This is a genomic window from Arthrobacter sp. R1-13 (assembly GCF_054161475.1).
Genome location: NZ_CP096420.1, coordinates 788,659 through 814,368, shown reverse-complemented (window position 1 = coordinate 814,368; position 25,710 = coordinate 788,659). Strand labels below are relative to the sequence as shown.

General features: G+C 60.1%; 14 protein-coding genes and 3 rRNA genes. 2 read left to right on the top strand and 15 right to left on the bottom strand.

The window, feature by feature from the left end:
* Nucleotides 1-14 precede the first annotated feature (14 nt).
* The 7 genes from M1D88_RS03970 to M1D88_RS03940 all read right to left on the bottom strand — a co-directional run bounded on the left by M1D88_RS03970 (nucleotide 15) and on the right by M1D88_RS03940 (nucleotide 14,260).
* Nucleotides 15-506: an SRPBCC domain-containing protein gene (locus M1D88_RS03970; protein WP_458113293.1), complete on the bottom strand. Its 492-nt coding sequence runs from the start codon at nucleotides 504-506 to the stop codon at nucleotides 15-17.
* 90 nt (nucleotides 507-596) lie between these two features.
* Nucleotides 597-713: ribosomal RNA gene (gene rrf / locus M1D88_RS03965) — 5S ribosomal RNA — on the bottom strand.
* Between the two features lie 232 nt (nucleotides 714-945).
* A 23S ribosomal RNA gene (locus M1D88_RS03960) occupies nucleotides 946-4,079 on the bottom strand.
* 564 nt (nucleotides 4,080-4,643) lie between these two features.
* A 16S ribosomal RNA gene (locus M1D88_RS03955) occupies nucleotides 4,644-6,167 on the bottom strand.
* Together the 16S, 23S and 5S rRNA genes form the textbook arrangement of a ribosomal RNA operon.
* Nucleotides 6,168-6,656: 489 nt before the next feature.
* On the bottom strand, nucleotides 6,657-10,388 hold the full coding sequence (locus M1D88_RS03950; RefSeq protein ID WP_458113292.1) for a 1,4-alpha-glucan branching enzyme: 3,732 nt from the start codon (nucleotides 10,386-10,388) through the stop codon (nucleotides 6,657-6,659).
* A 1-nt stretch (nucleotide 10,389) separates the two neighbouring features.
* Complete coding sequence (gene treS / locus M1D88_RS03945; RefSeq protein WP_309107021.1) at nucleotides 10,390-12,186, bottom strand: maltose alpha-D-glucosyltransferase; 1,797 nt, start codon at nucleotides 12,184-12,186, stop codon at nucleotides 10,390-10,392.
* A 4-nt stretch (nucleotides 12,187-12,190) separates the two neighbouring features.
* The gene (locus M1D88_RS03940; protein WP_458113291.1) at nucleotides 12,191-14,260 is read right to left on the bottom strand and encodes an alpha-1,4-glucan--maltose-1-phosphate maltosyltransferase; all 2,070 of its coding nucleotides are present in this window, start codon (nucleotides 14,258-14,260) and stop codon (nucleotides 12,191-12,193) included.
* Nucleotides 14,261-14,393: 133 nt separating this feature from the next.
* Here M1D88_RS03940 and glgP point away from each other — a divergent pair, with 133 nt between their 5' ends.
* Nucleotides 14,394-17,012, top strand: coding sequence for an alpha-glucan family phosphorylase (gene glgP, locus M1D88_RS03935; RefSeq protein WP_458114418.1), 2,619 nt, complete (start codon nucleotides 14,394-14,396; stop codon nucleotides 17,010-17,012).
* Nucleotides 17,013-17,124: 112 nt separating this feature from the next.
* On the opposite strand, the gene M1D88_RS03930 is transcribed toward glgP, so the two are convergent.
* The 8 genes from M1D88_RS03930 to M1D88_RS03895 all read right to left on the bottom strand — a co-directional run bounded on the left by M1D88_RS03930 (nucleotide 17,125) and on the right by M1D88_RS03895 (nucleotide 24,788).
* Nucleotides 17,125-17,481, bottom strand: coding sequence for a barstar family protein (locus M1D88_RS03930; RefSeq protein ID WP_458113290.1), 357 nt, complete (start codon nucleotides 17,479-17,481; stop codon nucleotides 17,125-17,127).
* A 67-nt stretch (nucleotides 17,482-17,548) separates the two neighbouring features.
* A complete protein-coding gene (glgX, locus tag M1D88_RS03925) occupies nucleotides 17,549-19,663 on the bottom strand; it encodes a glycogen debranching protein GlgX (RefSeq protein ID WP_458113289.1) in 2,115 nt (704 codons plus the stop codon).
* 221 nt (nucleotides 19,664-19,884) lie between these two features.
* Nucleotides 19,885-20,874, bottom strand: coding sequence for a 23S rRNA (guanosine(2251)-2'-O)-methyltransferase RlmB (gene rlmB, locus M1D88_RS03920; protein ID WP_458113288.1), 990 nt, complete (start codon nucleotides 20,872-20,874; stop codon nucleotides 19,885-19,887).
* A gap of 91 nt (nucleotides 20,875-20,965) precedes the next feature.
* Complete coding sequence (gene cysS, locus M1D88_RS03915; RefSeq protein WP_458113287.1) at nucleotides 20,966-22,432, bottom strand: cysteine--tRNA ligase; 1,467 nt, start codon at nucleotides 22,430-22,432, stop codon at nucleotides 20,966-20,968.
* A gap of 32 nt (nucleotides 22,433-22,464) precedes the next feature.
* Complete coding sequence (locus M1D88_RS03910) at nucleotides 22,465-22,794, bottom strand: hypothetical protein (RefSeq protein WP_458113286.1); 330 nt, start codon at nucleotides 22,792-22,794, stop codon at nucleotides 22,465-22,467.
* A 91-nt stretch (nucleotides 22,795-22,885) separates the two neighbouring features.
* Complete coding sequence (gene ispF, locus M1D88_RS03905) at nucleotides 22,886-23,395, bottom strand: 2-C-methyl-D-erythritol 2,4-cyclodiphosphate synthase (protein WP_458113285.1); 510 nt, start codon at nucleotides 23,393-23,395, stop codon at nucleotides 22,886-22,888.
* Nucleotide 23,396: 1 nt separating this feature from the next.
* Nucleotides 23,397-24,218, bottom strand: coding sequence for a 2-C-methyl-D-erythritol 4-phosphate cytidylyltransferase (gene ispD, locus M1D88_RS03900; protein WP_458113284.1), 822 nt, complete (start codon nucleotides 24,216-24,218; stop codon nucleotides 23,397-23,399).
* A gap of 87 nt (nucleotides 24,219-24,305) precedes the next feature.
* Nucleotides 24,306-24,788 carry a CarD family transcriptional regulator gene (locus M1D88_RS03895; RefSeq protein ID WP_026266570.1) on the bottom strand — a complete coding sequence of 161 codons (483 nt, stop codon included), beginning with the start codon at nucleotides 24,786-24,788 and terminating at the stop codon, nucleotides 24,306-24,308.
* Between the two features lie 312 nt (nucleotides 24,789-25,100).
* Between M1D88_RS03895 and M1D88_RS03890 the strand changes: the two genes are divergently transcribed.
* Nucleotides 25,101-25,658, top strand: coding sequence for a hypothetical protein (locus M1D88_RS03890; protein ID WP_458113283.1), 558 nt, complete (start codon nucleotides 25,101-25,103; stop codon nucleotides 25,656-25,658).
* The last annotated feature ends 52 nt before the right edge of the window (nucleotides 25,659-25,710 follow it).

Genomic DNA, 25,710 nt, shown 5'->3' with positions numbered 1-25,710 from the left:
TGTAAGGGCTCGTCCTAGTCCGCTGCTCCGCCCATGAATCGGACGAACCGGCCCAAGACTTGGGGCCAGGCCCCCATCCACTTGCTACGGGCCTGCAGTGGATCGTCAGAACCTTCCCAGCCACTGTGCACAAGCCTGACCTCTGTTCCGCCATTGACAGCCTTGAAAGCGACCCGGAGCTCTGTGGACCAGACGGCAGTGCTGTCGGGGTGCCAGCTGGCATGGAAGGAGAGTGGTGGCTGCCAATCGTCAATCGACCCCCAGACGGAGGTGCGGCCATCAGCGGCCGTTTCGAGTATGAGGTTCTCTTCGAACTCCACATAGGATCCAACGCCAAAGACGCTGATGGTTTCCATAGGCCACCACAGGTGGGTGTGCTCCGTGAACCCAATGAACGCCTGGGAAACCGGGCCTGGTACCACCACGGTGTTCACCACGGGTTCGAGCGCTTCAGACGCCGGCGGTAGATCATCATCCAGGGGCGCGTGGCTAAAGAGGTTGTTCATGGTCACCAACTGTACCGGCCCCTAAAAGACTCAGGCCCTTAAAAGACTCAGGCCCCGACATTCCTTGTCGGGGCCTGAATCATAAATAATGTCCGGCGGTGACCTACTCTCCCACACCCTCCCGGGTGCAGTACCATCGGCGCTGTGGGTCTTAGCTTCCGGGTTCGGAATGGGACCGGGCGTTTCCCCCACGCTATGACCGCCGTAACCCTGTGTCCCGTACCCCTGTGGGGGGTGGGAAATCTGGTGGTTACAACATGTTCTCTCTGCCCTTTTGGGGGGCAGGTGTGGTGTTGTTATTCAGTTGTGTTCCCTTGTCAGCAAACCGGTGGTGCGGGTTTGTTGGTTGGGAACCACATAGTGGACGCAAGCAGTCTTGTTTTCTTTTTACCGCCCCCTGGGTGCAAACGCTTTTGAAGTTCGTTTGCGGGGGTGGTGTGTGGTGTAAGTTATCGGCCTATTAGTACCGGTCAGCTTCACGAGTCGTTAGTCCTCGCTTCCACATCCGGCCTATCAACCCAGTGGTCTGGCTGGGGGCCTCTCACACACAAGGTGTATGGAAATCTCATCTCGAAGCGAGCTTCCCGCTTAGATGCTTTCAGCGGTTATCCCATCCGAACGTAGCTAATCAGCGGTGCACTTGGCAGTACAACTGACACACCAGAGGTTCGTCCGTCCCGGTCCTCTCGTACTAAGGACAGCCCTTCTCAAATTTCCTGCGCGCGCAGCGGATAGGGACCGAACTGTCTCACGACGTTCTAAACCCAGCTCGCGTACCGCTTTAATGGGCGAACAGCCCAACCCTTGGGACCTACTCCAGCCCCAGGATGCGACGAGCCGACATCGAGGTGCCAAACCATGCCGTCGATATGGACTCTTGGGCAAGATCAGCCTGTTATCCCCGAGGTACCTTTTATCCGTTGAGCGACGGCCATTCCACAATGTACCGCCGGATCACTAGTCCCGACTTTCGTCCCTGCTCGAGATGTCTCTCTCACAGTCAAGCTCCCTTGTGCACTTACACTCGACACCTGATTGCCAACCAGGCTGAGGGAACCTTTGGGCGCCTCCGTTACTTTTTAGGAGGCAACCGCCCCAGTTAAACTACCCATCAGGCACTGTCCCTGACCCGGATTACGGGCCGAAGTTAGATGTCCAAAGTGACCAGAGTGGTATTTCAACGATGACTCCACCCGAACTGGCGTCCGGGCTTCAACGTCTCCCACCTATCCTACACAAGCCACTCCGAACACCAATACCAAACTATAGTAAAGGTCTCGGGGTCTTTCCGTCCTGCTGCGCGTAACGAGCATCTTTACTCGTACTGCAATTTCGCCGAGTTTATGGTTGAGACAGCGGGGAAGTCGTTACTCCATTCGTGCAGGTCGGAACTTACCCGACAAGGAATTTCGCTACCTTAGGATGGTTATAGTTACCACCGCCGTTTACTGGGGCTTGAATTCTCAGCTTCGCCTTGCGGCTAACCGGTCCTCTTAACCTTCCAGCACCGGGCAGGAGTCAGTCCGTATACATCGTCTTGCGACTTCGCACGGACCTGTGTTTTTAGTAAACAGTCGCTTCCCCCTGGTCTCTGCGGCCCCTGCACGCTCCGGACAGCAAGTGTCCATCACGATGGGGGCCCCCCTTCTCCCGAAGTTACGGGGGCATTTTGCCGAGTTCCTTAACCATAATTCTCTCGATCGCCTTAGTATTCTCTACCTGATCACCTGTGTCGGTTTGGGGTACGGGCGGCTAAAACCTCGCGCCGATGCTTTTCTAGGCAGCATAGGATCACCGAATCCCCCCTTACGGGAGTCCCATCAGATCTCAGGCATCATGAACGGCGGATTTGCCTACCGTTCGCCCTACATCCTTAGACCGGGACAACCATCGCCCGGCTCGGCTACCTTCCTGCGTCACACCTGTTAATACGCTTACCTCCCAGGATCAGGTCCCGCGCTCCACCAAAAACCTCACACCACAAGGGTGATCGGTCAGGTCTCGGGCGGTTAGTATCCCCTGTTCAGCATGGACGGTTTTTCGCCGGTACGGGAATATCAACCCGTTGTCCATCGACTACGCCTGTCGGCCTCGCCTTAGGTCCCGACTTACCCAGGGCAGATTAGCTTGACCCTGGAACCCTTGATCATTCGGCGGACGGGTTTCTCACCCGTCTTTCGCTACTCATGCCTGCATTCTCACTCGTGTAGGCTCCACCGCTGGTTTACACCGCGACTTCACTGCCCACACGACGCTCCCCTACCCATCCAGACGCCTGAACCACAAGGGCTTAGCAAAAATCTGAATGCCACAACTTCGGCGGTGTACTTGAGCCCCGCTACATTGTCGGCGCGGAATCACTTGACCAGTGAGCTATTACGCACTCTTTTAAGGATGGCTGCTTCTAAGCCAACCTCCTGGTTGTCTTCGCAACTCCACATCCTTTCCCACTTAGCACACGCTTAGGGGCCTTAGTTGGTGGTCTGGGCTGTTTCCCTCTCGACTATGAAGCTTATCCCCCACAGTCTCACTGCTGCGCTCTCACTTACCGGCATTCGGAGTTTGGCTGACGTCAGTAACCTTGTAGGGCCCATCGGCCATCCAGTAGCTCTACCTCCGGCAAGAAACACGCAACGCTGCACCTAAATGCATTTCGGGGAGAACCAGCTATCACGAAGTTTGATTGGCCTTTCACCCCTACCCACAGCTCATCCCCTCCATTTTCAACTGAAGTGGGTTCGGTCCTCCACGACGTCTTACCGTCGCTTCAACCTGGCCATGGGTAGATCACTTCGCTTCGGGTCTAGATCACGCCACTGCAACGCCCTGTTCAGACTCGCTTTCGCTACGGCTTCCCCACACGGGTTAACCTCGCGACGTAACACTAACTCGCAGGCTCATTCTTCAAAAGGCACGCCGTCACAACTACACAGCAAGCTGCGGCTGCTCCGACGGATTGTAAGCACACGGTTTCAGGTACTGTTTCACTCCCCTCCCGGGGTACTTTTCACCTTTCCCTCACGGTACTGGTCCGCTATCGGTCATTAGGGAGTATTTAGGCTTATCAGGTGGTCCTGACAGATTCGCACGGGATTTCTCGGGCCCCGTGCTACTTGGGATACTCTCCAGGCGGTACACAACATTTCGGTTACGGGGCTCACACCCTCTCTGGCCGGCCTTTCAAGACCGTTCACCTATGCCCGTACTCTCACCTCACTGTCCCGGCAGAGACAGAACGGAAAGTCCCACAACCCCGACCATGCAACGCCCGCCGGCTATCACACATGGAACGGTTTAGCCTGATCCGCGTTCGCTCGCCACTACTAACGGAATCACTGTTGTTTTCTCTTCCTGCGGGTACTGAGATGTTTCACTTCCCCGCGTTCCCTCCACGCACCCTATGTGTTCAGATGCGGGTCACCAGATCACTCGCGCGTCTGGCGGGGTTTCCCCATTCGGACACCCTGGGATCACAGTCCGGTTATCGACTCCCCCAGGCTTATCGCAGATTCCTACGTCCTTCTTCGGCTCCTAATGCCAAGGCATCCACCGTGTGCTCTTAAAAACTTGACCACAAAAGATCAAAAAAACATTTCGAGAGAACCTATGGAAACCACACCACAAACACAGCCACACCAAACCCCGAAGGGAACAGCACAACCACATCCGCAGCACAGATCCAGGTTCATATTCTTGGAAATTGCTTCTTATAAAAGATGCTCGCGTCCACTATGTAGTTCTCAAACAACAACCCCATGCCACACACCCCACACACACCCCCACCAAAGGGAGCAAAAAACGTGCATGATCGGTCCGACCAGGAAACCAGAAACAAACAAACCCGGACAAAGAGTCACCCCTTCCCCCGGCCCTGTTGCCTCAGGACCCAACAGTGTGCCAAACACCACCCAACAACCCGCACCGGAAACCTTCCTGAACCCCGCACCCCACCCCAACAAAGGAGAAGAGCAACCAGGATCCGTACTAATAACCGGCCCGTGCCACCAGGCACCTATTCGTTGATATTCCACCCTTGAGCACCCACCGCAGAACAATCGCCTGCGCAATGGGCCTTTACTCCTGACAACCCCTCCACACTCACATACATGAGGCAAGGTGACTGTAGGTGCTCCTTAGAAAGGAGGTGATCCAGCCGCACCTTCCGGTACGGCTACCTTGTTACGACTTAGTCCCAATCGCCAGTCCCACCTTCGACAGCTCCCTCCCACAAGGGGTTAGGCCACCGGCTTCGGGTGTTACCAACTTTCGTGACTTGACGGGCGGTGTGTACAAGGCCCGGGAACGTATTCACCGCAGCGTTGCTGATCTGCGATTACTAGCGACTCCGACTTCATGGGGTCGAGTTGCAGACCCCAATCCGAACTGAGACCGGCTTTTTGGGATTAGCTCCACCTCACAGTATCGCAACCCTTTGTACCGGCCATTGTAGCATGCGTGAAGCCCAAGACATAAGGGGCATGATGATTTGACGTCGTCCCCACCTTCCTCCGAGTTGACCCCGGCAGTCTCCTATGAGTCCCCACCATCACGTGCTGGCAACATAGAACGAGGGTTGCGCTCGTTGCGGGACTTAACCCAACATCTCACGACACGAGCTGACGACAACCATGCACCACCTGTGAACCGGCCCCAAAGGGGAAGGACTGTTTCCAGCCCGGTCCGGTCCATGTCAAGCCTTGGTAAGGTTCTTCGCGTTGCATCGAATTAATCCGCATGCTCCGCCGCTTGTGCGGGCCCCCGTCAATTCCTTTGAGTTTTAGCCTTGCGGCCGTACTCCCCAGGCGGGGCACTTAATGCGTTAGCTACGGCGCGGAAAACGTGGAATGTCCCCCACACCTAGTGCCCAACGTTTACGGCATGGACTACCAGGGTATCTAATCCTGTTCGCTCCCCATGCTTTCGCTCCTCAGCGTCAGTTAATGCCCAGAGACCTGCCTTCGCCATCGGTGTTCCTCCTGATATCTGCGCATTTCACCGCTACACCAGGAATTCCAGTCTCCCCTACATCACTCTAGTCTGCCCGTACCCACTGCAGAACCGGAGTTGAGCCCCGGTCTTTCACAGCAGACGCGACAAACCGCCTACGAGCTCTTTACGCCCAATAATTCCGGATAACGCTTGCGCCCTACGTATTACCGCGGCTGCTGGCACGTAGTTAGCCGGCGCTTCTTCTGCAGGTACCGTCACTTTCGCTTCTTCCCTACTGAAAGAGGTTTACAACCCGAAGGCCGTCATCCCTCACGCGGCGTCGCTGCATCAGGCTTTCGCCCATTGTGCAATATTCCCCACTGCTGCCTCCCGTAGGAGTCTGGGCCGTGTCTCAGTCCCAGTGTGGCCGGTCACCCTCTCAGGCCGGCTACCCGTCGTCGCCTTGGTGAGCCATTACCTCACCAACAAGCTGATAGGCCGCGAGTCCATCCAAAACCACAAAAAGCTTTCCACCCCCCACCATGCGATGAGGAGTCATATCCGGTATTAGACCCAGTTTCCCAGGCTTATCCCAGAGTTAAGGGCAGGTTACTCACGTGTTACTCACCCGTTCGCCACTAATCCAGGAGCAAGCTCCCTTCATCGTTCGACTTGCATGTGTTAAGCACGCCGCCAGCGTTCATCCTGAGCCAGGATCAAACTCTCCGTTGAAGTAAAACAAAAACGAAACACAACCAGGAACCACGGGAAAACGCGGAAACCCGGCCGCACAAAATTTGAAACCAGCCAAAAAAACCAGACCATCCACGGGGTGGACAACCTGGCCAATTCAACCAATCAATAAAACAATTGGTATCAACAAACTTGGCACACTATTGAGTTCTCAAACAACAGACACACCCGGCACCACCACAACCAAAACCCAGCCGTGGATCGCTCCGGAGCAACTTTTCAAAGCTACCCGCTAGCTTCACCCTAGTCAAATCGGGGATCCTGACTCATTCTTGCCTGAGGCATCTGGGTCATCTTCACCGACCAACTCCGGGGAGCAGCGCGGGTATTAACGTTACCACCACTTTGCCCCGGAGACAAAACCTCTCAGCCAGGAGGGCCATCCGACCAAAAGGAGCCCGGAATCCTCTCGATTCCGGGCTCCCACTGGTTGTCTCGGCAACTGTTCCAGCTCCCGCAGGCCGTTCTTTACATCACGATGGCCGGCGGCAAACCTGGCAGGGTGTCGGTAGCCGGCTTGAAGTAAGCAGCCCCGAGCGGAGGCAGCGTCACTTTCAAGCTGGCCGGCTGCCCGTCGACGCCGGGCCCGGTTGCTTTCAGGGTGCCCTTGTTCTCCACCCCGGAACCGCCATAGGCAACCGCGTCCGTATTGAGAACTTCCTCCCAGACGCCTGCTGACGGAACCCCGAGCACAAAGTCCTGATGCGGGCCGCCGGAGAAGTTCACAGCCACCACCACGGGACTTCCCTTGGTATCCCAGCGGATGAAGGTGAGGACGTTCCGATCAGCGTCACCGCCGTTGATCCATTGGAAGCCGCCGGGTTCGTTGTCCCGTTCGTACAGAGCCGGCGTCGAGCTGTACAACTCGTTGAGGTCCTTAGTCAGGAGCTGAACTCCACGGTGGGCAGGGATGTCAGCAAGCCACCAGTCAAGGCCGTGCTGTTCGGACCATTCGGCTTCCTGGCCGAATTCGGTGCCCATAAAAATGAGCTGCTTTCCGGGATGCGCCCACTGGAAACCGAGGAAGGCACGGAGGTTGGCCAGTTGCTGCCAGCGGTCACCGGGCATCTTGCGCAGCATCGACCCCTTGCCGTGCACCACTTCATCATGGCTGATGGGCAGAAGGAAGTTCTCGGTGAAGGCATAGACAAGGGAGAACGTGACAGTGCCGTGGTGCCATTTACGGTTTACGGGGTTTTCGGAGATGTACTTGAGCGAATCGTGCATCCACCCCATGTTCCATTTGATCCCGAAGCCCAGTCCGTTGTGGCTAGTGGGCGCGGTAACGCCGGGGAAGGCCGTGGATTCCTCCGCGATCATGACAGCACCGGGGTGGGTCTTGTAGACGGTGGCGTTGGCTTCCTGGAGGAAGGAGATGGCTTCAAGGTTTTCCCGGCCGCCGAACCTGTTGGGCTGCCACTGGCCGTCTTCCCGCGAGTAATCCAGGTAGAGCATTGACGCGACCGCATCCACCCTTAGCCCATCAATATGGAACTCATCCAGCCAGTAGAGGGCATTGGATACCAGGAAGTTGCGCACTTCAGTCCGGCCGAAGTCGAAAATGAGTGTTCCCCAGTCGGGGTGCTCGCCCAGGTTGGGGTCTGCGTGCTCGTAGAGTGGCTGACCGTCGAACTGCGCCAGCGCCCATGAATCCTTGGGGAAGTGTGCGGGGACCCAGTCGAGCAGGACACCGATGCCTGCCTGGTGGAGGGCATCGACGAGGTGGCGGAATTCATCGGGGTGCCCGAAACGTGACGTGGGGGCGAAGTACGATGTGACCTGGTAGCCCCAGGATCCGCCGAACGGGTGCTCGGCAACAGGCATAAACTCGACGTGCGTGAAGCCAAGCCATTTCACGTATTCCACGAGTTCCTTGGCCAACTGGCGGTAGTCCAGTCCCACACGCCAGGAGCCCAGGTGGACTTCGTAGACGCTCATGGCGGAGTTATGCGGATCGCGCTCCGCCCTGGCAGCCATCCATTCGGCGTCCTGGAAGTTGTAGCTGGAGTCAACAACGCGTGACGCCGTCAGCGGCGGAACCTCGGTGCCGAAGGCCAGGGGATCAGCCTTCTCGACCCAATGACCGGCCTTGGTCTTAATTTCGAATTTGTAGCACGCCCCTGCTACAACGCCGGGGATGAAGAGTTCCCATATACCTGAGGAACCGAGTGAGCGCATCGAGTACTCCCGCCCGTCCCACGCGTTGAAATCGCCCTTCACGCGTACAGCCTCTGCGTTGGGTGCCCAGACGGCGAAGGAGACGCCGCGGATCTCTCCCAATGAAGAGGCGTAATTCTGGACATGCGCTCCCAGTACTTCCCAGAGCTTTTCGTGGCGGCCTTCGCCGATGAGGTGCAGGTCCACTTCTCCGACAGTTGGGAGGTAGCGGTAAGGATCGTCAGTGGCCTGCGGCAACCGGTCCTCGTAGGTGACCTCGAGGCGATAGTCCGGAACATGGCCGGGATCAAGGGGGTCCAGGACAGCGACCCATATGCCGTGTGCTTCATGGGACATGGGGAAAGTTCCGGTAGCGGTGACAACGGAAACAGCCTCCGCCAGGTGCTTCACCGTCCTGATGGTGACGTGGCCGTGGTCGTCCAGGTGTGCACCCAGGACGGAGTGGGGAGCGTGGTACTCCCCCGCAGCGACTTTCGCCAGGACATCGGGATTCACGTGTAGAGGCGCCCCGGGCCGTTCGGTGCGTGCTGAGCCTGTCATGTTCTTGTTACCTTCCGCTGCCGCTCCGGCGGATGTGCCGGAGCCTGTACTGCTGAGGAGACGCTGGGATGCGTTCACTGGAATGGCCAGCCAACCTGGCCTGTTCCGCAATTCATAAACGACTTCGTAAAGTGCCTTATCCAGCCACAATGCCACGAACAAGGGGGATTCGCGGTCAATCGTTCCCGGTGTGACCTCCGCATAGCCAGCGAGGAACGCCTCGGCGCAGTCATCCACCCAGGAAACGGGCACTTCGGTTCCTGCTTTTTCCCGGACGGCTGCACCGGCGGCGTAGTCGAAGGACCGCAGCATGCCCACGACGTCCCTGAGAGGGACGTCTGGCTGGTTTCGCTCGGAAATGGGACGCAGCGGTTCACCCTCAAAATCCAAAATCGCCCATCGGGCGTGATCTTCTCCGGTTCCGGGAACCTGCAGAATCTGCCCCAAGTGGAGGTCCCCGTGGATCCGCTGCAGCGGGCCTGCCTCACAACCGTCCAGACGTTTGAGCAGGACTGCCAGTTCGTCGTCGTACGGCCCGACGGCGGTGCCGGCCTCCGCCCAGGACTGCCGCACGCGCTGGGCTACCCCAGGTGCGATGTCCTGGCCCGGGGAGGACTCAGCCGTGAGACCAAGGGTCTCGGCGAGCCTTCGGTGCACGGTGGCTGTAGCCACGCCAAGATCATGGGCTTCCCTGGAGAAATCCCTACCGCTGGTAGCGGCATCCACTGCGAGGCGCCAGGCATCAAGCCCCCCGGCAAGAAACTCGTGGGCCACGGCGAGTTCCCCGTGCACCGCCTCTCCCTGCCCAATGTGAGAGGCGGCCACCCCATCCGGTCCTGTGACCGGGGCTTCCCATTGTCCGGTGACCCAGCCAAGGGTGGCAGGCACTTCGACGGTGCGGGCAGCAGTCAAGGCTGCCCCCACCTCCACTTCGGGGTTGCGTCCTGCAGTGAGAACACGGAAGAACTTAAGGATTGCTGCCGATTCGCCGTCGTCCACGATGACAGAACTGTTGGACTGCTCACCGGAGAGGACCCGGACCTTGCCCTCGGCCGTTGGCAGGCGAAAGCCCGAAGGCACAAGGTGGCCCTCGGCAGTTCCGCCCGGGGCTGTGCTCTCGGTCCGCATGAGGTCCAGCCAGGAAGAAACGAAGTCGCGGTCGTGCACGGCATCGTAGATCCAGCGGTGTCCCAGGTCGGAGTGGACACTTTCGCCTACGAGGGCTGATTCGGCTCCCGGCAAGGGTTGGTCACGGTAGCTGAGGGGCACCTGAACCACATCCGTGCGGCTGGCGCCGTCGGCAGTTGAGTAGGTGACAGCAACCATGAACACTTCATGGCCGCTGCCTTCCCTTCCTTCCAAGGTGAGTCCGCCCACGGGGGCAAGCGAAAAGTCTGCGCCTTTAACTGGGAACCACCGCTGGGACGGAAGCCAGGCCGTGAGGAGTTCGCTGAGTGGCGGGTTGAGTGTTGTTGTCCTCATGTCAGCCCTCGATGGAAAGGATCGGCATCGCCTGGGTGTAGGGGGACGATGGGTTGGACGCCGCCGAACGTACCCGCAACCAGAAAAAGTCGTGGCTTCCCAGGGTGAGCGTAAGGTTTCCATCGTCGCCGATGGGTGGGAACGTCTGGCCGCCGAAGACGTCGCGGAGCCCGCGGCCGGCCAGATGCGGCACCCGGAGCGTGGTGGCTACGGGATGCTGCGAGAGGTTGAAGGCGCAAAGAATGGTTTCGCCGTCCTCCCCTGCCGAATTCCCCTCCGGGAGTTCACGCAGATACGCAAGTACGACGTCGTGATCCGCTTCAATGTGCCGGAAACCGCCGAGGCCGAAGGCCGGATGGTTCCGGCGGACGCTCAGGATTTGCCGGGTCCACCGCAGCAGCGAGCCCGAGTGTGCAGCCTCAGCCTCCACGTTGGCCATGGAGTAGTTATACACGAGGGACTGAATGACGGGCAGGTACAGCTTGCCCGGATCCGCATGGGAGAAGCCGGCGTTCCGGTCCGGGTTCCACTGCATCGGAGTGCGGACCGCGTCGCGGTCTTCGAGCCAGATGTTGTCCCCCATTCCGATCTCGTCCCCGTAGTACAGGAACGGGCTTCCAGGCAGGGAGAGCAGCAACGCGTTGATGAGCTCAATCTCCGACCGCGAATTGTCCAGGAGCGGGGCAAGCCTGCGGCGGATGCCGATATTCGCCCGCATCCGGGGATCCGGAGCATACCAGCCCAGCATTGCCGCGCGTTCGTCCGCTGTGACCATCTCGAGGGTGAGTTCATCATGGTTCCGCAGGAACGTTCCCCATTGGGCGCCTTCGGGAATGTCCGGCGTATCCCTCATCGTCTCGATGATGGGTGCAGCCTTCTGGTCCCGAAGTGCGTAATAGAGCCGGGGCATGATGGGGAAATGGAAGGCCATGTGGCACTCCGGCTCTTCCTCCGTACCGAAGTATTCCACCACCTCGTTGGGGGGCTGATTGGCTTCGGCGATGATGACGCGGCCCGGATAGTTCTCGTCCACCATTTTCCGGAGCCGGCGCAGGAACTCGTGGGTTGCGGGCAGGTTTTCGCAGTTGGTCCCCTCCTCTTCAAAGAGGTAGGGAATCGCATCGGCACGGAAACCGTCGATGCCCTGGTCGAGCCAGAACCTAACCACATCGAACAGTGCGTCGATGACCCGGGGGTTCTCAAAGTTCAGGTCCGGCTGGTGGCTGAAGAAGCGGTGCCAGAAAAACTGCCGGCGGATGGGATCGAAGGTCCAGTTGGACTCTTCGGTATCGACGAAGATGATGCGCGCGTCCTGATACTTCTCATCGGTGTCGCTCCAGACATAGAAATCTCCGAACGGCCCGTCCGGATCCTTCCGCGACTCCTGGAACCAGGGATGCTGATCGGAGGTGTGGTTCAGCGGAAGGTCGATGATCACGCGGACTCCGCGGGCATGTGCCTCTGCCACCAACCGCTTGAAGTCGCTGATGGTGCCGAACTCGTCCAGGACGGAGTTGTAGTCCGAGATGTCGTACCCGCCGTCGCGCAGCGGAGACTGGAAGAACGGCGGCAGCCAGAGGCAGTCCACACCAAGCCACTGCAAGTAGTCGAGCTTTTCGATCAGTCCGTGAAAGTCCCCCGAGCCGTCGCCGTTGCCGTCTGCAAAACCACGGACAAGGACCTCGTAGAACACGGCCTTCCGGTACCACATCGGATCATGGGGTAGTCCGGGCGCGTTCAGCTCGAAGCTGCTCTTGGGCGTGAAGTGATGGGTAGGGTTCTGCGGGCTGAAACTCACTAGGCTACCTCCGGATGCTGAAAATGTGGGCAGGTTCGATGTGCGCGTCAAGCCTTACGTAGTTGTACTCCCCCCACTCATAGCTCTCCCCGGAAACCAGGTCATCCACCCGGAACCCGCCGCCGGGCATCAGGTTTTCCGGATCAAGGTCCAGCGCGGCCAGATCCAGCGCCACCGTACTCTCCCGGGCGCTGTGCGGATCCACGTTGACCACAATGATCAGAGTGTCCTTGGTGCCGTCCGGGAGGGTTTTGTGCTTGGAGTACACGACGGTTGCTTCGTCAGTGCTCTGGTGCAGAGTCAGGTTCTGCAGGTCGCCGAGTGCAGGGTGGGTGTGCCTGATCTCATTGAGCCGTGTGATGTACGGCGCCAGGGTCCGTCCCGAGGCGGCAGCGGCATCCCAGTCGCGGGCCTTGTACTCGAACTTCTCGTTGTCGATGTACTCCTCGGCTCCGGGGCGGGCCACATGCTCATACAGTTCGTAGCCGGCGTACATTCCCCAGATCGGGCTTGCCGTTGCCGCGAGGGTGGCCCTGATCTTGAAAGCGGCCGGGCCTCCGTACTGCAGGTACTCCGTGAGGATGTCAGGTGTGTTGACGAAGAAGTTGGGCCGGAAATAGGCCGCAGACTCATGACTGACCTCCTGGAAATACGTCTCCAGTTCGGTCTTGGTATTCCGCCAGGTGAAGTACGTGTAGGACTGCTGGAAACCTGCGCGCCCCAATGCGTGCATCATGGCAGGCCGGGTGAAAGCCTCGGCCAGGAAAACAACTTCGGGGTGTTTTTTGTTGACCTTGCGGATCAGCCACTCCCAGAACCAAACCGGTTTGGTATGCGGGTTATCAACACGGAAAATCTTGACGCCGTGGCTTACCCACAACAGCACAATGCGAAGAATCTCGTTCGACAGCCCTGAGGGGTCGTTGTCGAAGTTCAGGGGAAATATGTCCTGGTACTTCTTTGGCGGGTTCTCGGCGTAGGCAATGCTGCCATCCACCCGCGTTGTGAACCATTCCGGATGTGACTGCACCCAGGGGTGGTCCGGGGCTGCCTGCAACGCCAGGTCCAGTGCAACTTCAAGGCCCAGTTCGCCTGCCCGTGCCACAAAAGAGTCGAAGTCCTCGAACGTGCCGAGGTCCGGGTGGATGGCGTCATGGCCGCCTTCCTTAGCTCCGATGGCCCAAGGTGAACCGGGGTCGTTGGGCCCGGCGATCAGCGTGTTGTTGGGCCCCTTACGGTGCTGCACACCAATGGGGTGGATCGGCGGCATGTAGATGATGTCGAATCCCATGGCGGCCACGGCTTCAAGGCGCTTTGCGGCGGTCTGGAAATTGCCCGAAATCCACTCGCCGGTCTCGTGGTTCCGGACCGCGCCTTCTGAGCGGGGGAAGAATTCGTACCAGGCGCCGCGGCCTGCGAGATCGCGCTCCACCAGGAGGGGGAACAGCTCTGAGGTGGTAACCATGTCCCTGATGGGCTGGCGTTCGACGACGGCGGCTACTTCTGCGCTGAAGCCGCCAGCCAAGCGTTCCTCAGGGGACAGCGACGTGTCCGACAGCACTACGACGGCGGTTCGGAGTGTGCGCCGATCGGCCGAGTTCCGGCTCGAGTCCTCGGCAGCTTCGGCGAGGAGTGCAGCACCTTCGGCGAGCATAAGCTCCACGTCAATGCCGGCCTCGACCTTGACTTCGGCGTTGTGGTGCCATGTTCCGTAACGGTCGTTCCAGGCCTCAATGACAAAAGACCAGTTGCCGGTGGACGTTGGGGTCAGGATGCCTTCCCAGAGGTCTGTGCCCTTGCCGCGGTCACCGCGGGGCGGAAAGAGCCGGACGCGCTGCCGCTCTTTGCCCTTGGGGTCCAGGAGCACTGCGCTGACGCCCAACTGATCATGGCCCTCGCGGAAGGCGGTGGCTGCCACCACAAGATCTTCGCCGGGCAGGGCCTTGGCAGGGAACTTCCCGCCCTCGACGACGGGCTTCACATTTGTGATCGGGAAACGGCCGAATTGCAGGCCGTCCGTGATCAGAGCCTTGGGCTTTTGCTTGGATGAGGCACTGGTTCGGGAATTAGTCACAGGCTCGACGTTATCGAGAAATCCGCTGAAATGCTAAGGAAGCGATCTTTTTTCGGCTAAGCGATTCGTCATTTACACAAATGAAACCTCCACATGTTCCGAGGAGTCCGAGTTGTCCGTTAGTGTGGCGCAGGTGAAGGCAATCCGCAGATTTACCGTCCGAACCGTTCTTCCGGAGTCGATCCGACCGCTGGCCCGATTGGCGGGCAATTTGCGCTGGTCGTGGCACCGTCCCACGCGTGAGCTGTTTGAAGGATTGAACCCCAGGATCTGGCGCGAAAGCTCCAACGATCCGGTGACATTCCTTGGGCTGGTGAGCCGTGAAGAACTTCAGCGGCTGGCCGCTGATCAGGATGTTGTCCGCCGGGTCCAGGAGGCGGCCGAGGACCTGGACCGTTACCTTGAACAACCCCGCTGGTACCAGGGCCTTGGCGAAGACGCTCCGGCCTGCATCGCCTACTTCTCCCCCGAATTCGGCATCACTGAAGTGCTTCCCCAGTATTCGGGCGGTCTCGGGATCCTGGCCGGCGACCACCTCAAAGCTGCCTCCGACCTCGGAGTCCCGCTGATCGGTGTGGGCCTGCTTTACCAGGCGGGCTATTTCAAGCAGTCCTTGTCCCGTGACGCCTGGCAGGAGGAAACCTACCCCGTCCTGGATCCCGATGGGTTGCCCTTGACGCTCCTTCGGGAAGCATCGCCCGATGGCAACGGCAAGCCCCTGCAGATCTCGCTTCCTCTCCCCCATGGCCGGCGCCTTCTGGCGCATATCTGGCGTGCCGACGTCGGACGCGTTCCCCTTTTGCTGTTGGATTCAAACGTTCCCGGAAACGACGACGCCGCCCGCAGCATCACGGATCGCCTTTACGGCGGAGGCGGGGACCACAGGCTTCAGCAGGAGCTCCTGCTGGGAATGGGCGGAGTCAAGGCTCTGCGCGCCTACCAGCTGCTCACCGGCATGCCGGCCCCTGAGGTGTTCCACACGAATGAAGGCCACGCCGGATTCCTGGGAATCGAACGCATCCAGGAGCTCATGTCGGCAGACCACCCGCTCAGCTGGGAGGAAGCCTTGGCAGCCGGGAGGGCGTCCACGGTTTTCACTACCCACACTCCCGTGCCCGCCGGAATCGACCGCTTCGAGGCTTCCCAGATCCAGCACTTCTTCGAAGCCGGCCTGGCCCCGAGCGTCCCCGTCTCCAAGATCCTGGACCTGGGCCGTGAAAACTTCGCGGGCGGCAACGCATCCGTCTTCAATATGGCAGTCATGGGCCTGCGGCTGGCGCAGCGGGCCAACGGCGTGGCAAAACTCCACGGTGTGGTTTCACGTGAAATGTTCTCGGCTCTCTGGCCGGGCTTTGACCATTCAGAAATTCCCATCACGTCCGTTACCAACGGCGTCCACGTTCCTACCTGGGTTGACGGGCGCGTCTCCAAGCTCGCCAGGGAGCAATTTGGCCCTGAAGCGGAGGCCGCGGGCCGCTGGGACCTGGCCTACAACGTCAGTGACGAGGATGTCTGGGCACTTCGCCGCGAGATGAGGGTGTCCCTGGTGGAGGATGTGCGCCGCAGGCTCCGGGCGTCATGGAAAAAACGCGGCGCGGCCGACGCAGAGCTCAGGTGGACCGATTCCGTGCTGGATCCGGACGTGTTGACCATTGGTTTTGCCCGGCGTGTTCCCACCTACAAGCGACTCACTCTGATGCTGCGTGAACCTGAGCGGTTGAAGGCGCTCCTGCTCCACAAGACCCATCCCATTCAGCTGGTTATCGCCGGCAAGTCCCATCCTGCCGACGATGCTGGCAAGAAGATGATCCAGGACCTGGTCCGCTTCACCGACGATCCCAAGGTGCGGCACCGGATCGCCTTCCTCCCGAACTACGACATCGCGATGGCCAGGACGCTCTTCCCTGGTTGCGACGTGTGGCTCAACAATCCGCTGCGCCCGCTGGAAGCCTGCGGAACGTCGGGAATGAAAGCTGCCATCAACGGCTCGCTGAACCTCTCGGTGCTGGATGGCTGGTGGGATGAAATGTACGACGGCGAGAACGGCTGGGCCATCCCGACGGCCAACAATGATGCTTCTCCTGAGGAGCGCGACGACATCGAGGCTGCTGCACTCTATGAGCTCCTCGAAACCCAGGTAGCGCCGCGGTTCTATGGCTCTACGGTGTCTGAAGGCGCAGGGGCGGCGGGACCCTCCCAGACCGCGCCGGAGAAAGTTCCAACGCACTGGGTATCGATGATCAAGCACACCATGGCACACCTGGGGCCGGCCGTCTCGGCAGACCGGATGTTGCAGGACTACGTCAATACCTTGTACAGGCCTGCCGCCGTTGCCGGCCGGGCTGCCACGGCCCACTCGTTTTCACAGGCCAAGGGCCTCGCCGCCTGGACGTCCAAGATCCGGGCTGCTTGGCCCCAGATCCAGGTTGAGCACGTTGACTCCGTCGGCGTATCCGAGGACCCGCAGATCGGCGACACCCTGCAAGTCAACGCGTACGTGGCACTGCATGAGCTGACCCCGGACGACGTGTACGTGGAGGTTGCTTACGGCCGGGCCGAAGAGACGGACGAACTGGCGGATATCACGGTGGTGGAACTTGTTGCCAAGGAAGATCTGGGCAAGGGGCGGCATCTCTTCAGCGGCTCCCTGCTGATCGACCGCTCGGGCTCGTTCGGCTACACAGTGCGGGTACTTCCGAAGCACGAGGCTCTGGCTTCGAAGGCCGAGCTGGGCCTGATCGTCAACGCCTGATCGATTAGCTGAAGTAGTCCTGCAGGTCAGTCATCCTCTGCGTGCTCTCTCGTTCCTCGCTTAGACGCACGCTTCCGGATAACTGACCTGCAGATGCGATCGTTAGCCGGGGCTAAAGGCAGACAGTGATTACGGCCAGGTCCTTGCCTGCGTAGCTTTCGGCATCCTGGAGGGTTTCGCAGATGATGCCGAAGAACCGGTCTGTGCGGAAAGTGGCCGGTACCTGCCAGATGACAGTGACCGGCTTGTTCCCGTTTTCTGCGACGGCGTCGGCAAAATCGTGGAGCGAGTCGTTCAGGTCATCGAGGTCCAGGGCGTCGTATTCGGGGAGGTCCAGGGCCTCGCCGAACGTCGCCAGGACAGCTCGCTTGGTGTCAGCCGCAGGGATCAGGAGGAACCGCCGCCCGGCGTCGTCTGCCTGGGCCTTCAATTCATCAATGGTCCACGTGTCAGCGGAATAGATTTTCACAAAATGCCCCTACGTACGTTCAACCAAAGTTCAGCAACCAGGAAGCCATCCGGCGTCCGGCGTGGGCTTAGGTCCGGTAAATACTGATCGTATTCGCTTGGACTACATCCCGCTCACCTGAGGACACCATGACGCCTTGGCGGCGGTCATGGAGTGAGGAAGTAGTGAGGCGCAGCTCGAAGGCCCGCTTTCCTGTGCCCTCCTCATTAAGGACCTCGGGCAGCCTGATCTTGAAGTCCTGATTGCTACCGTTGATCACTACCAGACCGTCCACCTGGCCGTCTTCGGAGCCCAACAGGAGCTGCACAACGCGGTGCTGGGGGTCGTTCCAGCGTTCCATGGACATCGGATCGCCGTTCTCGTCGAACCAGTGCAGATACGCCTGCTTGTCCCGGGCAGGGTAGTCATGAGGCTGGCTGGCCAGGAATTCTTTACGCAGGCGGATCACACGCTTGGTGGTGCGGAGCATGGCGTGTTTTTCCGGTGTGTTGGTCCAGTCCAGCCAGGTGATGGCGTTGTCCTGGCAGTACGCATTGTTGTTGCCCTGCTGGGTCCGGCCGATTTCGTCGCCCGCAGTGAGCATGGGTACCCCCAGCGAGATCATGAGCGTAGCCATGAGATTCCGGCTCGTTTGGGCACGTTCTGCAAGGATCGCTTCATCCTCGGTACGGCCTTCGAATCCGTGGTTATAGCTGCGGTTGTCGCCGTGGCCATCACGGTTCTGCTCGCCGTTTGCCTCGTTGTGCTTACGGTCGTAGGACACCAGGTCCGCAAGTGTAAAGCCGTCGTGGGCAGTGACGAGGTTGACGGAAGCCATCCTGGAACGTCCCGAAGGCTCGAAGAGGCTTGCGGAACCCGAAATGGAATCTGCCAGGCGTGCAACGGAGCCGCCGTGTCCCCCGGCATTCATTGCGGCACGATCTGCAAGCCAGAACGAGCGAAGGGCGTCACGGTAGTGGTCATTCCAGTCCACCCAGCCTGGCGGGAAGCGGCCGGTCTGCCAGCCGCCGTAGCCAACGTCCCAAGGTTCGGCGATCAGCTTGGTTTCGGAGAGAACAGGATCGGCCGCTACCGCCACCAGGAACGGATGCCCTGGGTCAAAATCGTTGGCGGCATTCCTGCAGAGGGTCACGGCCAGGTCGAAGCGGAAACCATCAATATGGAACTCATCCACCCAGTACCGCAACGAATCAAGGACGAGCTGCACAACGCGGGGTTCCCCGAAGTTCAACGTGTTGCCGCAGCCGGTGGTATCGATGTACCTCCCGTTGCCGTCATTGCGGTAGTACTGCATCTCGCCCAGTCCGCGGAAACTCAGGGTCTGCCCGTCGCGCCCGCCCTCGGCAGTGTGGTTGTAGACGACGTCGAGGATTACCTCGAGCCCGGCAGCGTGGAGAAGCTTTACCATTCCCTTGAACTCGTCCTGGACGGCATGCGGACCCGCCTGTTGGGCGGCTCGGGTCGCGTAACCGGGGTGGGGGGCGAAGAAGGCGGCAGTGTTGTAGCCCCAGTAGTTGGTCAGACCCAGGTTCTGAAGGTGTGGCTCGTCCAGATGGAAATGTACGGGCAGCAACTGGATGGACGTCACGCCGAGGCCAGTGAGGTGCTCGATCATTGCCGGGTGCGCCATACCTGCGTAGGTCCCGCGCAGTTCCTCCGGAATGTCCGGATGCAGCATGCTTTGCCCACGGACGTGTGCCTCGTAGAGGATGGTGTTGCGCCACGGTACGCGAGGGCTTCTGTCGGAGCCCCAGTCGAAGCCGTTGGCCATGCGGACGCTGGTAATCAGCCCTTCTCTCTGGTCCACCGCCCGGCCGTAAGGGTCAAGCAGCAGCGGCTGGTCACCGGCGTCGTCAAAATCAATGGTGGGAAGCGAAAGGGGCAGGGCCCTTTCTCCTTCAACTGGCCGGAAACCGTAACGGGACCCCACGGGCATGCCCTCTACAACGCCATGATGGACGCCGTTGGTGAGGTTGGGCAGGGCCGCCAACTGCCATTTTCCGCCAGGCGGCTGGAAGGCAACCTCCAAAGCTGACACGCCGGGAGCGTAAACAGCGACGTTCACGGAGGCATGGTTGTGTTCGTCCGTCGCCGGGGAACCCGTGCGATGAACGCTAACACCGAGGGGGAACGCCCGGGAGGCGTCTACGGTTGAAGCTGTGTCCAGTAGCGGCATGACCATCGATTAAAGCTTAGCGGGACGGAACAAATGAACTGTCTTATCAACTTAATTATTGGCTGGCGGTGACTCCGGACGCGGAAATCCTCCCCCACCTAATGGTGAGGGAGGATCTCTGTTTTTTAGTGCAAATGTGAGGGAGGGTTTCCGTTTTTATTGCGAAAGGTGAAGGAGCGCCTCCGTTTCTATTGCGAAAGGTGAGGGAGGGTTCCCCCTGCTGGCGCTTACTTTGTGGCGCGCTGCCTGGACACTTCATAAAGCGAAATGCCCACTGCCATGGAAGCGTTGAGCGACTCCATGGCCGAGTCGATGGGGATGGAAACGATCTGGTCGCAGTTTTCGCGAACCAGGCGGCTGAGGCCCTTGCCTTCAGAGCCAACGACAATGCAGACGGGCTCCGTTGCGAGGGTCAGGTCCGGCAGGGAGACGTCGCCGTCGCCGTCGAGGCCCAGGACGAAGATGCCCATGCTCTTGAACTGCTTCAAAGCGTTGTTCAGGTTGGCCGCACGGGCTACGGGAACGCGTACGGCTGCTCCGGCGCTGGTCTTCCAGGCCGAGGCGGTGACTCCAACGGAGCGGCGTTCCGGGACGATGACGCCGTGGCCGCTGAAGGCAGAGACCGACCTGATGATGGCGCCCAGGTTGCGGGGGTCCGTGATGCCGTCGAGGGCAACGAAAAGGGGCGCGTTGGCTACGTGGCCCTTTTTCCAGCGGTCAACGGTCTGTTCTGCGAGATCGTAGGCGTCCTGGTATTCGTAGGGCGGGATCTGCAGCACAAGGCCCTGGTGAACCGCATCTTCGGTCATACGATCCAACTCGGGCTTGCCAGTCTCCAGCAGCGGGATGCCCCGCTCGGCAGCCAGCTTCAGCGATTCCTTGACGCGATCGTCCATCTCGATGCGGACGGCCACGTGCAGAGCCTTGGCGGGGATGCCGGCGCGGAGGGCTTCGACTACCGAATTGCGGCCGGTGACTACTTCTTCAGTAGCCCTTCCCTTGGGGCCGGTCCGTGCGGCCCCTGCGCTGCGGGCGCCCGTTCCCCGCTTCGCTGCCGACCTTTCGGAGAGCTGCTTGCTTTTGTGTGCCTTGTGATACGGACGGTCCTCCGCCTTGGGCGTGGGGCCCTTACCCTCTAGGGCTTTGCGGCCGTGACCACCTGTACCGACGGTGGGGCCCTTCTTTGCTTTGACCGACCGGCGACCGTTGTTGGCCATGAGTTCCACCCTTGATTGTGTTGACTAAGTCTGCATACCAGTCTACTGAATCAAGTTAAATCGAATTCCAGGCCTGCTGGGGCCATACCCGTCAGTCCCGCTGCAGGCTCCAGGTGGCACCGTCAGGCCCGTCTTCGACGATGACGCCCGCCGCCTTGAGCGTGTCCCGGATGGCGTCAGACTTTGCCCAGTCTTTGTTGGCGCGGGCCTCCGCCCTTGCCTCGAGCTGTGCCTCGACGAGCTCCGTCAGGGCAGAGTGTTCCTTGCCCTGGATCGCTTCTGGCATCTGCACCGCGTCCAAACCCAGAACCTTGGTCATAACCAGGACGCTGTGCAATGCCGCTTGGACGGTTAGGTCTTCGCCATTGGCAAGCGCCGTATTCCCAGTGCGGACCGCGTCGTGCAAGGCCGCCAGGGCCTGCGGAACATTCAGGTCATCGTCCATGGCTGCCGCAAAGATCTGCAGCCACTCCGTTGAAGGCTGCTCCTGCAGCTTCGCCGGCCCTCTGGCCCCGCCCAGCTTTGCCCCGGCCTTCGCGATGAACCCGTCAATGCGCTCAACAGCCGCTGCAGCTTCCTGAAGCGACGTCGGCCGGTAGTCCAGAATCGAGCGGTAGTGGGCCTGCCCCAGGTAGTAGCGGACGACGCGCGGCGGCGCCAGTTCCAGCATTTCCGCCGGACTGACGGTATTTCCAACAGATTTGGACATTTTTTCGCCCTGATAGGTGACCATGCCGTTGTGCATCCAGAAGTTGGCGAAGCTGTGCCCGGCCGCCTGTGACTGGGCCATCTCGTTTTCATGGTGGGGAAAACGCAGGTCAAGGCCGCCGCCGTGAATGTCGAACTCTGTGCCCAGGTACTTCGTGACCATGGCCGAGCATTCAAGGTGCCAGCCGGGGCGGCCGGCGCCCCAGGGCGAAACCCAGCTTGCCGTCGTCGGCTCCCCTTCTTTGTGGCCTTTCCACAGGGCGAAGTCCCGCGGATCCCGTTTGCCCCGGGGATCAGCATCCGTTGCGCCTTGCATGTCATCGATGCTTTGCCGGGTCAGGGAGCCGTATTTGCTCCAGGATCGGACATCGAAGTAGACGTCACCGGAGCCATCGAGTGCAGGATAGGCATGGCCGCGCTCAACCAGCTGCTGGATGAGCGCGTGCATTTCAGGAATGTGGCCAGTGGCACGTGGCTCGTAAGTGGGCCGGGAAACGCCGAGGGTGTCGTAGGCCTTGAGGAACTCCTGCTCGTACCGGTAGGCCAGGGCCCACCACTCTTCCTCACGCCCAGAGCCTTCCTCGTCCTCGAAGTCCGGCTCGAAAGAGGCAGCGGATTTGGCGAGGATTTTGTCATCGATATCTGTCACGTTGCGGACCACGGTCACGCGGAAGCCGCTGTACTGCAACCAGCGTGTCAGCTGGTCGAACGCGATGGCTGAGCGGATGTGCCCTACGTGGGGCATGCCCTGGACCGTGGCACCGCAGTAGTACAGGCTCACTTTGCCAGGTACCAGGGGAACGAAGTTCCGGACTTCGGCGGATGCGGTGTCGTAAAAGCGGAGGGTCACCGCTCCAGATTAGCCGATGCGGCTGCAGGCCCTTACTTGCAGACCTCGCCGATCCTGTTGTTCTGCTCCTTGAGCTGCTGCGTCTGTTCAGTGCTCTTGGTGCCCAGCGAAGTGCCCGCTGCCTTTTTCATGATGTCCGCCATTTTTTGGATGGGATCCGCCACCTCAGGAGCCACCTTGTCCGCGACTTCCTGATAGTGCTTGGCGATCTGGTCGGCCTTCTGCTGCTCGTTTCCACTGGGCACAAAGGAGTCGCCGCTGAGGAACTTACAGCTTTCCTCCACGCTCATCTTCGGGGAGCCTGAACAGCCAGTCGGCAGTACTGCTGCAGCAAGTACGACGGCGGCCAGCGGCTTGTTCACGGGAAGTCTCCTGAAAGGTCTGGAAGCAGGGTCAATCATTAAGGGTAGGCGACTGTGCTGGGTTAGCCGGTCCGGGCCGCGTCGGTCCCGTTCAGCTGATGCGGTAAACGAGCGCGGTGGCCATAGCGGAAATGCCTTCTCCGCGGCCTGTAAAGCCGAGACCGTCACTGGTGGTGGCGCTTACGCTGACAGGCGCTCCGGCCGCACGGCTGAGGACGGCCTGGGACTCTTCGCGCCGTGGACCAAACTTAGGCCGGTTGCCGACGAATTGAATGGCTATGTTGCCGATTTCGAAGCCCTCGGCCCGAACGATTCTCGCCGCCTCGGCCAGCAGGGTTACACCGGACGCGCCGGCCAGTTCGGGTCGGCCTGTTCCGAAATGGGTTCCGAGATCACCTACCCCGGCTGCGGAAAAGAGTGCATCAGCCGCGGCATGTGCCACAGGATCACCGTCCGAATGGCCGGCCAGTCCGCGTTCACCTTCCCAGTGCAGCCCGCCCAGCCAGAGGTCACGCGGCTCGTTTTCAGGCGCGAAGGCGTGAACGTCTATCCCGATGCCTGTCCGCGGAACGAGTGGAATGATTGGTTCTGCCGCAACCATGTCAGCCCTCCACCCAGCGGATACCCAAGGGACCTTCGAGCAACCCCTCGGCAAGGATGAGGTCCAGTGGTGTTGTGATCTTCAGAGACTGGCTGGCTCCGCGGACGGCATGCACCGGGACGCCCAGAAGCTCCACCAGCATGGCGTCGTCGGTAATGGCCGCGGACTGCTCGTCGTCAAAGCCCTCTGCAGCCTCGTGGGCCCGAAGCAAGGTGCCCAGTTCGAAGCCCTGAGGTGTCTGCACTGCCCGCAAATATTCACGGGGAGCAGTTCCGGTGACGATTTCGGGAGCGATCCGGGCGTCGTCGCCATTGGTCACCGCGACTGTCTTGACGGTGTCCACCACAGGGATCACGGGGATCACGGCAGTAGCACCGGCTGCCAGCGCGTTGACCACCCGGTGAAATACGGTCTCGGGGGTCAGCGCCCTGGCTGCATCGTGGACCAGGATGGCATCCGTGCCGCTTTCAACTGCACGAAGGGCGGCCCGGACAGAATCAGCCCGGGTAGCGCCGCCGTCGACCATCGTAAGGAGGGGTCCGCCGTCCACGAGTTCAGTGCTGAACTCTTCGCACAATCTGCGCAGTTCCGCGTCACCCTTCGGCAGTGCTACGCAAACCTGGCGTGCGACGCCTGCACCAACGATTCCCCTCAAGGTATGCATCAGGATGGGTTCGCCACCAAGGGGGACCCGCGCCTTAGGGATACCGTAACCAAGCCGCTGCCCTGATCCTGCAGCTACAACGATGACAGCGACCGCGGGCGTAAGTGAGGCGGCTCCGGAATCCAGTCCTGTCGCCGCAGATTCTTGTGGTGAACTCATGGGGATAACACTACGTGGCACTTCCCCAGCCGCATGAAACAGGGCAAAAAGAAACCCCGGCGGCACCTTGCCACCGGGGTTCAATTCTTAGGAAGCCAAGACCTCGTCGAGAACGCTTGCAGCCTTCTCTTCATCGGTCTTTTCAGCCAGTGCCAGTTCTGAAATCAGAATCTGGCGGGCCTTGGCCAGCATGCGCTTCTCGCCTGCGGAAAGGCCGCGGTCGTGATCACGGCGCCAAAGGTCACGAACGACCTCTGCTACCTTGATGACGTCCCCGGAAGCAAGCTTCTCCAGGTTTGCCTTATAACGACGTGACCAGTTGGTGGGCTCTTCAGTGAACTCGGCTCGCAGCACATCAAAAACGTGCTCCAAACCTTCTTTGCCCACTACGTCACGGACCCCAACAAGGTCAACGTTCTCTGCTGGAACTTCAATGGTCAGATCACCCTGAGCCACCTTGAGCTTGAGATACATCTTCTCTTCGCCCTTGACAGTGCGCATCTTGATTTCTTCAATTTTGGCTGCACCGTGGTGAGGGTAAACTACTGTCTCGCCGACCTCAAAAACCATGTGGACTTTCCCCTTTCCCGCAGACCAGTTTATCACGATTCAGGCATATGACCGGCACCGAAGGGGCTCCGGAACCGCATGAATACAGGGAAAAGGGGCAGAATCAGGTTCCTGTGACCCCTTGACGGATGCGGATAATAGTGCATGCGGCCGGTGCTGCCAAGGATCTCCCCGTGGCCGCCGCAGCCCACGAGTCATCCCCCGCGAGGTCCTGAATGGGGCTTATTATGTACAACCGGAATCCTCGTTTCGTAGTGTTTACGGCTAGGCTATGGCCTGAATAATGTTTCAAACTCTCGAGGAGTACTTGACGTGCGTTTCACTGCGATCATCCGGGGCCAGCGCGGCAGGCTTGTAATGGCTACTGCCGCTCTTGGTGTCAGCCTGCTGTCAGTGACAGGCTGCGGTTACATCAACCCTCAGCAGACCGCCCAGCAGTACTCTGCGTCCGACGGGATCCGTGCCGACGTCGGACCGCTGCAGATTCGGAACCTGATGATCGTCTCCACAGGCGAGGACCAGCCAGGCCGGGTCGTCGGTGCTATCTACAACTCCTCATCGGCCGACGTGAAACTTACCCTCAACGGCGCGGCTGGGTCACAGACCGAGATCCCCGTAGCCAAGAACTCCTACACCCTGCTGAACGAGAGCACGGACCCGGCCATTCTCAGCACCACCGGAGGCATTCCGGGCTCCCTGGTGGAGGTCAAGTTCCGGGAAAGCGGAACCGGCCAGGACGCAGAAGCGATGGTCCCCGTGCTGGATGCCACGCTCCCTGAATACCAGGAATACCTGCCCGAGGGCAGCGAACCCACCGGCACTGCCTCCCCGGAGTCGACGCCGACGCCGACCAGCAGCGCCAGCCACTGACCTTCCGCAGGCGCAACCGTCCGGGAAGCAAATTTAACGAAAAGGAGCGGCT

Excerpts from the sequence above, each read along its gene's own strand:
- M1D88_RS03970 (WP_458113293.1), bottom strand. The coding sequence starts at position 506 with ATGAACAACCTCTTTAGCCACGCGCCCCTGGATGATGATCTACCGCCG.
- M1D88_RS03950 (WP_458113292.1), bottom strand. The coding sequence starts at position 10,388 with ATGAGGACAACAACACTCAACCCGCCACTCAGCGAACTCCTCACGGCC.
- glgX (WP_458113289.1), bottom strand. The coding sequence starts at position 19,663 with ATGGTCATGCCGCTACTGGACACAGCTTCAACCGTAGACGCCTCCCGG.
- rlmB (WP_458113288.1), bottom strand. The coding sequence starts at position 20,874 with ATGGCCAACAACGGTCGCCGGTCGGTCAAAGCAAAGAAGGGCCCCACC.
- ispF (WP_458113285.1), bottom strand. The coding sequence starts at position 23,395 with ATGGTTGCGGCAGAACCAATCATTCCACTCGTTCCGCGGACAGGCATC.
- ispD (WP_458113284.1), bottom strand. The coding sequence starts at position 24,218 with ATGAGTTCACCACAAGAATCTGCGGCGACAGGACTGGATTCCGGAGCC.
- M1D88_RS03895 (WP_026266570.1), bottom strand. The coding sequence starts at position 24,788 with ATGGTTTTTGAGGTCGGCGAGACAGTAGTTTACCCTCACCACGGTGCA.